Origin of the sequence: Hyella patelloides LEGE 07179 (assembly GCF_900659865.1) — a bacterium.
In the GTDB taxonomy this organism is placed as follows: domain Bacteria; phylum Cyanobacteriota; class Cyanobacteriia; order Cyanobacteriales; family Xenococcaceae; genus Hyella; species Hyella patelloides.
In genome coordinates this window covers 1-12,291 of sequence record NZ_LR213975.1, presented here as the reverse complement: position 1 = coordinate 12,291, position 12,291 = coordinate 1, and the positions used below count along the sequence as shown (strand labels likewise).

Genomic DNA, 12,291 nt, shown 5'->3' with positions numbered 1-12,291 from the left:
CTTCACTAACTGTATGAACTCTTTCGTGTAAACTTGTTCCTTGTATAGTGTAATGATTATCAATAAAATCTCCCGCACAAAACATTCGACCGCAGCGATGGGGACAGTAAGCGTAGTGATTGAGTGCTGCTATGGGTATTGATTCAGTATATTTTTGATTCACGATTGATATCACTTATGATTTAGATTTTTCAAAATATGGTGGTGTAGATCGAGTCCCCAATTTTGGGGGTTTGGGGGTTAAATTCACCCATACAATCACATTATGGATAAAACTACTAATCTAATTCGCGGGACAACACCAGAAATTAAGCTTCGGGCGAAACAGCTACGAAACAATATGACACCAGCAGAAAAAGTTCTCTGGGAAGCATTAAGAAAAAAGCCGTTAAATGGCTTGAAGTTTCGTCGCCAACATCCCGTAGGAAGATTTATTCTTGATTTTTATTGTGCGCAATATAAATTAGTTGTAGAAATAGATGGGGAAATTCATCTAACACAACAGGAATATGACGCAGCAAGGACAAAACATTTGAATAGCTATGGCTATAAAGTGATTCGTTTTAGTAATAATGAAGTCTTTCATAATTTGGACTCAGTGTTAGAGAGAATTTGGCAAACTACTTTAGATTCGACTCTATAGTCTTTAATTCTGGGTTTTTCGCCCCCCTACCCCCCAATCCTGGGGGAATAGGAGAAAATTGGTTGTTGAAAGTCCCCCAAGTTTGGGGGATTTAGGGGGTTATGCTTACAATCTCCTTACCATTCCCATACCCATAGTGGTCTTTTTGCCCATGCCACAATAAAGAGCATAATCAGCTAGGGTGTTAAGATACTTGATTTGTTGGGAATCGATATTCCCAAAAGCCTGATAGCTAATATCACCAACACAACCAATGAGTTTACTTTTGCTATAGTCGCTAATTACTTCGGTGCGAATGTTGAAATAACTGGGGAACAAAGATTCTAACGCTAATTCTGTTTCGGTAATTTCGATGTTGCTATATTTATTCCAACGCTTGCGGAGGCTTCTAAAAATACTTTCGGGAGTGGGTAAGGAATTATTGTATTTTCCCTTACCAAAAGTAGTGGGGGTAGCAAAGGAAAAGGTAAATTTGTTATTAATGTCTGAAGCTTCTTGATAAAGGCGATCGTAGGGTATCGCATTAGCCCAAGGTTGATTGGGTTGGGATGTACCCAAGATACTAGCAATCTTTAAATCGGCACTTCCTAAATGCCAAGGTTTTTCGGGGTTTATATTTAGCCATAGTTGAGTTAGTTTCCCAAAGAGACTTTCATCTAAAAGAGATATGCGCCACCAGCAGGGAGTATTGGCGGGTATCGGTTTTTTATGTTGATACTGTATTTTATCCCCCCTAAATCCCCCCTTAGAAAAGGGGGACTTTTCAAGATTACTATCCCCTGTAACCTTTCCCCTGTAACCTCTTACCTGCAAAGGAGAAATGGTAAAAGCTTTATTTGTTTTTTGTTCGTGTAGGTATTTGCCTAATTCGCGATCGCAGTGGCTGACTATATTGAGGAATAAGGCGTGGAGATGTTTGCCTTGGGAATAACCTGGAAATATAGGAGATAGTGGAAGTAAGTTTAAGACAAGACTATAGGGCATAGTGATTTAGTTTTTAGAATCAGTTAATGGTTTAACGTAGTGAATAATTGCTTTATGTTCTCCAGTTTGATAAAGCAAGCGATTTTCTGTTTCTTTGGAAGATATAGCTATAAAGACTCCAGGAAGATCGACAAATCCTAATTCTCGATTGTATGGATATTCTTTTTTATTCTCTTCTCCAAAAAAAGCACCCGATTCTGAATTATTTATTTTGACCAAAATATTTTTTTGATAAGCTAAACCCCAGGATAAATCTTTCGTTTTCCACTGATAAGTTTCAATGTCATAATATCTTTCATAGACATCAATCCCAGCATATAAATTGCTCTTATCAGATTTAATGATTAAGCGATCGATACCAACAGTAATTTTAGGCATTTTATTGAGATTTTCTCCACAAGTTCCATCGTCATAAACTAAAGTGACTGATGGTGTCCAGCTTCTTGTCGGAATTAAGCCTTTTCTATGAATAGGTTCGCAAGTTAAATCTGCACTATAAACATAATCGTGGAGCATAGAAAAGAGTTCTACTGCGCGATAATCGTCTATATGTTGTTGACGATAAATACAGTCTAAAATGCGATCGGTTTCAAATGTAGTTAATTTTTTTAATGCTTGTTGATATTTATCCCACCCCAATTCATCGAGAGTATTGATATATGCTGAAATGCGATCGCCAACTACAATAACTTTTGCATCTTTAACTTTGCCATTTCTGTTGCACCTTCCTACTCTTTGAATCAGATTTTCTGGCGGACAGATTTGAGAAATTAGTGTTTCGCTATTAAGATCGCAACCAACCTCGATCGCGCTCGTAGTAATTAGAATATATTTTTTGTTTTGACTATCTCGCTCTTTTAGTTTTTGGTATATTTCAGGTCTAAGTTGTTCCGCTATGCGACCATGATAGAGAAACAAGTAGTTATCTTCAATCTTTGTATCTAAATTTAATTGCTCTTTAACATTTTGATAAATAGCAGCAGCATCTTGTACTGTTTCAACTACGGCTATTATTTTTATATTAGGTTTAGCTTGCCATTGTTCTAAAATGATTTTGGTAAAATTCGTTTGAAATTCTTTGGGATTCTCTTGATCTCTTGTAATGTCGCTTATCCATTTGAAACTTCTATGATGTTGGGATAAATTTAACTTAGCTGCATTTTCAGGATTGTCTACATAGTCAATAATATCGTCTGCTAAATAATCGAATTGTTCGACTATTTCTTTTGGCATTGTTGCTGTCATTAAAACAAGCGATCGCCCTACTTCATAAAGACTATCAATTAGACTTTTAAAGTTAGTAAAAGCTAAATTTTCATAACTATGTGCTTCATCAAAACAAATTAAAGTTTCTCTATTATCAATTTTGCCATTTATTCTTAGAGAAAAGACAAAGTTTTTATTTGGTTCTCCAAAAGAGAAATAACGATATAAAAATTTATCCAGAGTAGTTAGAATTATGTCCCCTTTATATAAATGTCGTCTGGGATTACTAACTCTTGACTTTTCTTTATTTCCATTTATATAAACATATCGTTTCATTTCCGAACCAGTATCAATTACTAGAGAAAATTCTCTTTGTGGATATAGTTGAGAAAATCGCTTTAGATATTTTTCAATTCTTTGCTGGTGGTCTTGTAGTAAACTTTTAGCTGGCAATGGTGATATTAAACGTAAATTTTTGACTAAAGCAGGAAATAATATCGCCTCTAATTTGCCTTTTCCCGTCGGTGCTTTTACTATACAAGCTGGATGTTCTTCATTAGTAATTTTATTAAAGACTTCCTCTTGCATTGAATTAGGAATAAATATTTTTTCACTAGAGGTTTTATCGTCAATTGGTTCGGTTAATTTACGATACCAATATTTACAGTCTTTATTTTGAATATCTATATTTTCTTGTTGTGATGGATATGGTTTGATAATTGCCTGTTTTGTACTAATTTTTGGATTAACATCTAAATCTTTCCACCATTTTTTAATTAAACTATCTAATTTTTTTCCTAAAGCCTGATATTTTTCATCGTTGTAGAGTTTATGTAAATTATTTTTTTCTTTTTCTAATAAGTTGGAAAGACACCAAGACCAATAATTAAATTTTAACTTTATTTCTGGTTCTTCAAAAGGATAGGGATCGAGATAATAAATATTTATCTCTTTATTTCGATTACCTTCATCTTGCTTTAAAGAATATTCCATAAATGTGCGCTCGTCACCATGTTGTTCGTCGCCACAGACGTAACAGGCTAATTCTGCTTCTATTTGATCGCACATTTCTAAAATATAAAGTTCTTTTGCATAAGCTAATGGTTCTTTTTCTAAAATATTTTCATATTCGGGATTTTTCTTGAGGTGATAAATATCTTCTGTAAGTTCTCTCACGGAATATTTATGATGTCCTATAGCTAAAGTTTCAACCCAAGATTGTTGATATTCTGAATTATTTTCTTCTGCAAGTTTGCGATATTTAATATCTTTTGCTGAAAATCTATGTCCTGAAAAAGAATAAATATATTTTTGAAATTTACCTTTTTTATTAGTGTTAGCTAGAAGTTTAAATGTTTGAGGTTTTGCCATATCATGCAACTCTATACCTCTAATAATTCTCGATCGCGATTCCTCATCTTCTAAATCCCAAAGTTTAGCTAGGCGTTTCACATTTCCCACATGATTACCTAAAGGTTGAAAGCGAATCTCATCGGGAATAATTTTTGATTTATCCCCAGGAAAAAAAACACGACCAAAATTAAACAAGCGTTTTCTATAATTCGATTTAGACATTAACTTCACCTTGTATGAGATTAACTAGAGACGTGGGGATATTTATTTCGCCGTTGGTGTAATATTCGAGGGTTGCTACTGAATCCGATTGAGGAGGATAATAACCAGTAACAAAAGGAATAAAGCCATCGATCGCACTACTATGATTACTAAAGCTATCTGTATTAGTCTGACTCGAAGACCATTGATAGCGATAGAGATTGTAGATATCGCAACCGTTAATAAATTCTCCGCTTTGTAACAATGCTTCCATCGGTACAATAGTTGATGGCTTTGCGCTGATAGTTTCTCTTTTTAATTCAATAGGTGCAGATACTTTTTCGACTACTGCAAATCCTTCCTTACCTAATTTGCACCCCATACCTTTTATGTGTGAAAATTTCTCTAAATCGGATTTTGATTCGCTAACCACATATCCGATTAATTTCTCGGCAATTAAATACTCCCAGGTATGTAATTGAAAGTTAGCTTTATCCTTTTCTACATACAATCTGGAAAAAACATCGTGATTAAAAGACCTCATTCCCTTACGATAGGTACGATGTACCCCAGTGTAAGTATCGGTAACGGGATAAGCACCCAAAGAAACTATATTACTGGGTAAGGTATAGAAAGGCGGATTATCTTTATTGATAGTAGTTTCGGGAATGTCCAACCTCGCGATTAACATGGCTACCCGTCTCAAATATCCCGATAAGGTAGTTGGCGGTACAAAAGGATAAGTAGCAATATTGAGTATCGACCCAGGCAAAATCCGAAATGTCATCGCTGCGGTGGGTGTAAGATTAATTTGAAGACAGTACATTTATTTATGCTTGCAAAACTGTATCGACGAAATTTGTAGCGTATTCCTGTAATTTAGTTAAAGCAGAATCCCCTATCCAACGTTCAAAGTGATTTTCTTCAATATAATTATCGTCGCTATTATCAAAATTTCCCAAACGCTTGAAATCTGCAATAGCATATTGAGGATCGGTAATTGCAGGAGAAATAATCGGACGTTTCTTTTGGGGTACTAAATAACGGTCTAATACTAATAAAGGTACTTCATCAGATTCAGCAATACTAATTCCTTTAGGATTACCTGCACCAATACGAGGAAGAGAATCTAAAAAAGCATAAGCCACAGCAGCAAACTCATTATCTGTTAAACTAAGTGCATGATTATAGACTGGGTAAAGTATGCCTGGTTGATTGTATTGCCTTTTATATGGTTGTGGTGTTTCTTCATTTTGATTAACAATCATTGCAGGGTGCATAGCGCGTTGTTTTTTCACAGGACAAATATCCTGTACTGCCACACCTCCCCCATGAGTAACTCTACCAATTAAAGTCTTTTTACCAGGATCGAGTGCGCCATAAGTCGAACAAATCGGACATTCAGGACTAGCGCAAGTTTTAGGAATTCCACACTTTTGTTTATCCCCTAATAACTCCCCACTCTTTACAGGCGACCATAATAAACAACGTCTTTCAACACCTCTTCTTTTAGTAGGAGAAAGATAACACTTTTCTAATGCTTGACCATCTTTACCAAGCATTTTAATCTTTTCAACTAAGTTGACATTAACCTGTGTTTCGTGACCGAAATAAAGTTCTTGCGCTCCTTCTAAGATGACGTAAATATCGAAATGTAAGCGAGGATTTTTTGCATTAGTTTTAGGTAATCCAGTAGTCATTATTTATCTCCCTTTTTATTTAATTTACGGACAAGTTCTGGAAAGCGAGTATAAAGAGAAATCTTAAGATTGTAAGTGAGTTCGTTCCATCCTTGATCGTTACTATATTCAGGATCGTTTGCAAAATAAAAATAAACTTTTTCAACATCTCCTAAACTAAGAGTTATTGAAAGTTCTCCGTCTTTACTTTTTTCCTTAAGGTCAGCTATTTTTAACTCTTCTAATAGCAATTTTCTAGCTTGGTCATAAATAAAATGAGTATTTCTATTTCTTTTAAGTGTTGCCGTAATTTGAAATCTATTTTCATTACCCAAACAGGAATAATAGCAAAATTTTTGTAACTCATCGGAATTTTCGATAATTTTACTTATTTCTCTAGCGACCTCTTTTTTTAAATCTTCAGGGCTACTTTTTGTCTCTTTTTTACTTTCTCTTTCTTCCTGGTGTTTTTTGATTAGATATTCTGCATAATCAACAAAAGGATATGTAATACCAATTAATGCAGCTACATCTTGATATAATTTTGCTCGTTTACTATTTACACTCATATCTTGTTGTAATAACCTCCAATATTTGCGCCTAACTCTTTCCATTTCCAATGGATTACTTATTTTTGATACCCTAACTATTGTGTATTCTGCTAAGTAGGGTGAATCTTGTTCCACATATCTAACCGCATCTCCAAGTTTTAGGTTAATATCGCCACTAGCAATAATTTTTTGTCCATAAGCCTCCATTAGTCCTTTGAGTAAAATCAAATATCTACTAGATAATTCTTTAGATTGATTACCTTGTAAAATCAAATTAAATTTAAAATCTTCCAATACCTCCAAAGGAAATATCGAAGCAGTCTTAAGAAGTGCATATTGAATCTGTCCTAATTTTTGTGATGCTATGACACCATTGCTAGTTTTATCAGAAGTTAAAATTACATAACGCCCCGAACTAAGATGTAACTCTTTATTAGTTAACATTCTTAAATAGTCTTTTAACTTATCCTGAGATTCAGTATTATTACTTTTAGACTTAAGCTGTAAAATAATACTTTCATCAGTTACTTTCAGAGGTGAAGCAAAAGCCAAAATCGAACAACTAGAACAGATAAATGGTCTATCTTCACTATTAGATGATTGACGACGTTGAGATGGTCGCTCGAACATAAACCTTGCTACTTTCCACTTAGCATTTTTAGAATTTAATGCCACACCACAGGAATAACAAAAGTCTTTTCCATCATCACCTGCACTTCTCAATCCTTTTATGTGTGGCTGTTCGGTAAATAAAGGTTCGGGAATTGAATCGGTTAGCTTTTCTGATTCTATTAAGCGATACATTTCTAAAATACATTGAGTGAATATATCGCCACGAGTTGAATTAATTTGATCGGTTGCAGTTTTAGTAAAAGGTTTAGAGATAGCTTTAATAATTTGAAGTTGGCTATTATTTTCTAGATCGAGATTTACAAACTTAAAAGGATCGCCTTGAGACTGCTGTAATAAATTTTGTTTGTGTTTTACCGATTCTTCAGAAAATATTAGTTTTGATTTTAATTTATCTTTCTGCTTCTGTAATTGATTAATCTGTGATCTTTTAAGAGCATCTGATTTTAATTTATCTTCAATATTATTAATATCTTGAAATATTTTGCCATGTTCTTCTAGAATTTTATTTAATCCTTTTAAAAAATACTCATGATATTTTTTTGCTTCCTTAGCTTGCATCTCCTGTTTTGATTTAAAATCTTTCTCATATTTAGCTCGATCTTTTTTAATTTGTTTTATTTCTTTTGCCTCTAATTTTTCTTTTTCTAATCGCTCCTTAAGATTGTTTATTTGTTTATTTATATAATCAATACTTTTCTCTCTATCTAACTGACGTTTTTCTACTTGTTTAACTACAGCAAAATACCAAGCAGCCAAAACATTACTTTGTTCTTTAGTAATAATGGGAACTTCTACGGTACTAAATCCCCTTCCTGCTAAAGTAATGCTATTCAACATCTGAATTAAAGTATGCTTTAACCCAGGAAGTTTATATTTACTATTTCCATCAGTAGAAAAAGCAACCCCAGTTATAAACTCTTTCCACTCTTGAGTAAAATCTATTTTTTTAGTACCAGGAATAAAAATCTGTACGTGAAAATTACTTTCATTCAATACCACAACATGATGTACTTTCTGAAGATATTCTAAAAATCTATCTGCAATACTTTCATAAGATAATCTTGCTTGTAATTCTCCAGGTAAAGGAGACTTGTATAATATGCGTTTTTCTCCTATTTCTTCATTAGCATAAAAAACTTTATTACCACTTTCTTCTAGTTTGGGTAATTCTAGATTGTATGTCTTGCAAACTAAATTTGATTCTCTGATTAATTTACTATTACCTAATCCTTTAACTATCTCTTTTACGCCTGGTTGATTAGCTAACCATCTAATTATTTTTTCTCTCTCTTCTTGAAGAAAGACATTAGCTGCCAGTGCGCTCGCTAAAATTTTAATCTGAACGCTATTATTCATAATGTTTGTAATAAATAATTATTAGGAAAGGAAAGCAAGCCTAAAAAAATGCTTGCTTAAATTTTGTCAAAGTCTAAACTTTTCTTGAGCGATTCGAGAGCTTACGGTTTATTTAGCAAAAACAATTAATTTTTCTCAAATAACCCCAACTTACATTTACAATAAGAATAATATAACACTAAAAACCATTTTATAACTATAAAATTACAATGTCAAGTAAAAAGGAGACACTTACACTTTCACTTTCAGGAGGAACAAAAGCAAAATTAGAAGAAATAGCCCGCGAACTAGGTTTCTTTTGGGGAAAAAGTCCTTCCCCTTCCGCATTAGTAACGGCGATCGCAGCAAAAGAATTAGAAGTAGGAAAACCTTTTAAACTTGAAGAAAATCAAATAAAAGCCCTGAGAAAAGCGCTCGCTGTTTTAATAGATAATGGCGATATGCCAGAAGCCGAAACTATTGCACGCCATATACTTGATAAAGCTCAATTGGAATTTGCCATCAAAAAAGAACTAATCCAACTCACCAATAAACATTTGGACAAATGGCGTTTAGTAGTTGATAAATATATCGAACGTCAGCAACCATTCGAGCTAATTTACAAAAATAGCCAGGAACAAGAATTGCTTTTTACCGTGCATTTTGCTCAAATCGATCCGCATGAAAAGCGTTTATACTTAAACATTTGGTGCGAAGAAACTAAAGATATTGCCGAAAAAAACCAAAAATACTTCCCCTCACTCGTTCATAACCGTTGTCTGCGCTTGGATCGCATTCAAGGAATTATCCCCAAATCTGGAACGTGGCGTGTCGGCTTGGACTACATAGAAGTACACTTACAATTTACGGGTTGGATGGTAAAAGCCTATAAACCCAGAGAAGAAGATATTGGTGACGAAACCAATAATAAGATTAGAAAAATTACTCGTCGAGTTTTCAATCCCTTCTGGTTAATTAGAGAGATCAAAGGATATGGAGAATACTGCACTATAGTCAAACCTGATGGCTTGCGTAATTATTTTCGACAAGAATTAATTGAAATGTGCCAGCTATACAATATTGAGATTTAGTTCAACATTGGAGTAGTAATGAAGACACTAATATTATTCCCAAATCTTGTTATTTTTTAATTGTTAGTTTATCTTGCATATCACTGAACAAATAGCAGAAATTACAGCTTTATATTTGATTTTATTGATATAAAAAACCATTTCTGCCAGTCCTTTAGGTAGTCCTGTGACAACTGCTCAAATGTTAGAATTTGCAGCCAGACACAATATTGAACCGATTATCGAAACTTTTTCTTTCGACCAAATCAATGAAGCGATGGAAAAACTTCGTAGTGGTCAACCTAGATACCGTCTAGTGTTGAAACATTAGATTGGTTATCTGTCCATTTTCTATGGGGAATAAGGATTTTTGTTGATACTTAATTTTTATTCCTCCTGATGGTTATACTAAAATAAAAGAAGATAGTGACGATCGCTATAGAATTCGCGTGAGAAAATATAAAGTCATTTATACAATAGAAGATAATTGTAAGGCAAAGCACACCCCACCTTACTAACCATGGTTTTTAGGGGTTGTTTGCGCAATTCCTGTAAGATTATTCTTTAATTAATAGCATCGCTACTTGAATTTTTATGGTTTCTACTCAATCCGAATCGATCTTATTCCCTACCTTAGCTGAAGACCATCTTCAGAAACTCATTACTTGCGGTTTGATCGTAAAACTTAAACCAGGAGAAATACTTTTTCAAGAGGGAGAAAACGCGGATAGTTTTTATGTTGTCTTAGATGGTGAAATCAAAATTACTAAACAGCTAGGTGCTGAAGAATTGGTAATTACAATTCATCGTCGAGGGGAATTTACGGGAGATTTGAGTATGTTGACGGGAGGAATTTGTTCGGCAACTGCTAGCAGTATTAATACTTCCAGCGTCATTAAATTTGACGATTTTAAAGAGTTACTCAAAAATTGTCCAGACAGCATCGATTTATTTATTCCTGCGTTAGCAGAACGTTCTAAAGATTTGGAAATAAGATTACGTCAACAAGAAAAATTAGCAGCATTAGGCAAACTATCGGCAGGATTGGCTCATGAATTAAACAATCCCGCAGCAGCAGGAAGAAGAGCAGCTAAACAGCTTAATAGTGCAATCAGCAATCTACAATTCCAAATGCTCAATCTACGAGGTAAACATTTTTCTGCGGAACATCGCCAATTGTTAAAACAGTTACAAGCACAAGCTCTAATTAATATTAATAAAGGACTGCAATTATCCCCTCTAGAACAAAGCGATCGAGAAGATATTTTAATTGATTGGTTAGAAGAAAAAGGAGTTAATAATAGTTGGGAAGTCGCTCCTACTTTAGTGAGTGGTGGTATCGATAAATCTTGCTTAGAAAATCTTACCCAATCAATGGAAGGTGATATTTTAAGTGAGGCTTTATTATGGTTAGAAGCTACTTTAAATATGAATGGTTTAGTTGGAGAAGTAGAACAAAGTACTTCACGAATTTCTGATTTAGTATCAGCAATTAAAAACTATTCTTATATGGATCGCGCTCTTTTGCAAGAAGTAGATTTACACGAAGGAATTGATAATACCCTCAAGATATTGCATCATAAGCTCAAATATGGAGTAAAAGTTAATCAAGAATACAGTGCTAATGTTCCTAAAATTTCTGCCTATGGTAGTAAACTAAACCAAGTCTGGACTAATCTGATAGATAATGCGATCGATGCTATGGATGGTAAAGGAGAGTTGACGGGAGGAAATGCCGACGGTCAGTCGGCATATTCCACTCCCGTGTTGACTATTCGTACCAGTTTAGAAAATAACTGTGTTCTGGTGGAAATTATTGATAATGGTTCGGGGATTCCTTCAGAAATTCAGCCCCGTATTTTTGAACCCTTTTATACCAGCAAAGAAGTGGGCAAAGGAACAGGTTTGGGTTTAGATATTTCTCGGCGTATCATAGTGCAAGAACATAAGGGAAATATTCGTTTTAAATCTGCTCCAGGATGTACTAATTTTCAGGTTCGTTTACCCATTAATTAATCACAATACTAATACAGTAATCTTATTTGATTTGTGAAATTGTTAGACTAATTGTCATGGATTTTTATTCGTTCGTTATTTGTTATACCATTTCTCAATAGTAGTTAAAGAGATAGTATATTTTTCTAAATCATAAAAAAGCTTAAAAGCCTTATCATTACTACTCCTTATGAGTTCTACTCCTTAACCCTAAACTAAGTCTCTGATTATTTTGGAGAATTGGTATAACTCCGCAGCGATGCTTTCTTGCTTTTATAGATGGTACTTGTCCAAATTAACCACAATAGGCGTTGGTGGGAGTTGCTGAATATAGTTGAAGGATCGGCATTCGAGAGTATTTAAAGATATTTTAGCATCAGCGATCGCAAAGTGAGTAATTGTCATCAGTAGATGGTAATCCAATTCGCCAGTATTATTGATGCTCGCTCATCTTCCATAGGATATTATCCTACAAATAAACTGAAATAGATAAACTGTTTGTATTGCTGACCGTTTTTTTTACAGTTCTCAACTATGCTCGAATTGTGGACAGAAAATAAGGATAAACTGCCACTTTCGATAAATTGCAGATATTCTGTATTGTTGGTGTGCAAATGAAGATGGAGAACTTCTACGATGGA

The 12,291-nt window shown here is 34.1% G+C and carries 8 protein-coding genes and 2 pseudogenes; 4 read left to right on the top strand and 6 right to left on the bottom strand.

From position 1 onward, the window contains the following. Nucleotides 1-163, bottom strand: a pseudogene (locus H1P_RS39490) (CRISPR-associated protein Cas4); the annotation flags it as partial. Nucleotides 164-265: 102 nt separating this feature from the next. Here H1P_RS39490 and H1P_RS24380 point away from each other — a divergent pair. Continuing rightward, a complete protein-coding gene (locus H1P_RS24380) occupies nucleotides 266-643 on the top strand; it encodes an endonuclease domain-containing protein (protein ID WP_144872236.1) in 378 nt (125 codons plus the stop codon). Between the two features lie 105 nt (nucleotides 644-748). Here the strand turns inward: H1P_RS24380 and cas6 are convergent, their stop codons facing one another. From cas6 to H1P_RS24355, 5 genes are read right to left on the bottom strand one after another with little or no spacing between them, the layout of a single operon-like run. After that, the gene (cas6, locus tag H1P_RS24375; RefSeq protein ID WP_144872234.1) at nucleotides 749-1,627 is read right to left on the bottom strand and encodes a CRISPR-associated endoribonuclease Cas6; all 879 of its coding nucleotides are present in this window, start codon (nucleotides 1,625-1,627) and stop codon (nucleotides 749-751) included. A gap of 6 nt (nucleotides 1,628-1,633) precedes the next feature. Beyond that, on the bottom strand, nucleotides 1,634-4,408 hold the full coding sequence (gene cas3 / locus H1P_RS24370; RefSeq protein ID WP_144872232.1) for a CRISPR-associated helicase Cas3': 2,775 nt from the start codon (nucleotides 4,406-4,408) through the stop codon (nucleotides 1,634-1,636). Beyond that, nucleotides 4,401-5,213 (bottom strand): hypothetical protein, encoded by an 813-nt coding sequence (locus H1P_RS24365; RefSeq protein ID WP_144872230.1) that lies wholly within the window; start codon nucleotides 5,211-5,213, stop codon nucleotides 4,401-4,403. The genes cas3 and H1P_RS24365 overlap by 8 nt, the downstream gene beginning before the upstream one ends. 4 nt (nucleotides 5,214-5,217) lie before the next feature. Then, nucleotides 5,218-6,087 carry a hypothetical protein gene (locus H1P_RS24360; RefSeq protein WP_144872228.1) on the bottom strand — a complete coding sequence of 290 codons (870 nt, stop codon included), beginning with the start codon at nucleotides 6,085-6,087 and terminating at the stop codon, nucleotides 5,218-5,220. Then, a complete protein-coding gene (locus H1P_RS24355) occupies nucleotides 6,087-8,606 on the bottom strand; it encodes a hypothetical protein (RefSeq protein ID WP_144872226.1) in 2,520 nt (839 codons plus the stop codon). Before H1P_RS24355 ends, H1P_RS24360 begins: the two co-directional genes overlap by 1 nt. Nucleotides 8,607-8,815: 209 nt before the next feature. Here H1P_RS24355 and H1P_RS24350 point away from each other — a divergent pair, with 209 nt between their 5' ends. From H1P_RS24350 to H1P_RS24340, 3 genes and pseudogenes are all read left to right on the top strand, one after another. After that, complete coding sequence (locus H1P_RS24350; protein ID WP_144872223.1) at nucleotides 8,816-9,676, top strand: helix-turn-helix transcriptional regulator; 861 nt, start codon at nucleotides 8,816-8,818, stop codon at nucleotides 9,674-9,676. A gap of 133 nt (nucleotides 9,677-9,809) precedes the next feature. Beyond that, nucleotides 9,810-9,986: pseudogene (locus H1P_RS24345) on the top strand (alcohol dehydrogenase); the annotation flags it as partial. Nucleotides 9,987-10,249: 263 nt separating this feature from the next. Then, a complete protein-coding gene (locus tag H1P_RS24340; RefSeq protein ID WP_144872221.1) occupies nucleotides 10,250-11,671 on the top strand; it encodes an ATP-binding protein in 1,422 nt (473 codons plus the stop codon). Nucleotides 11,672-12,291 lie beyond the last annotated feature (620 nt).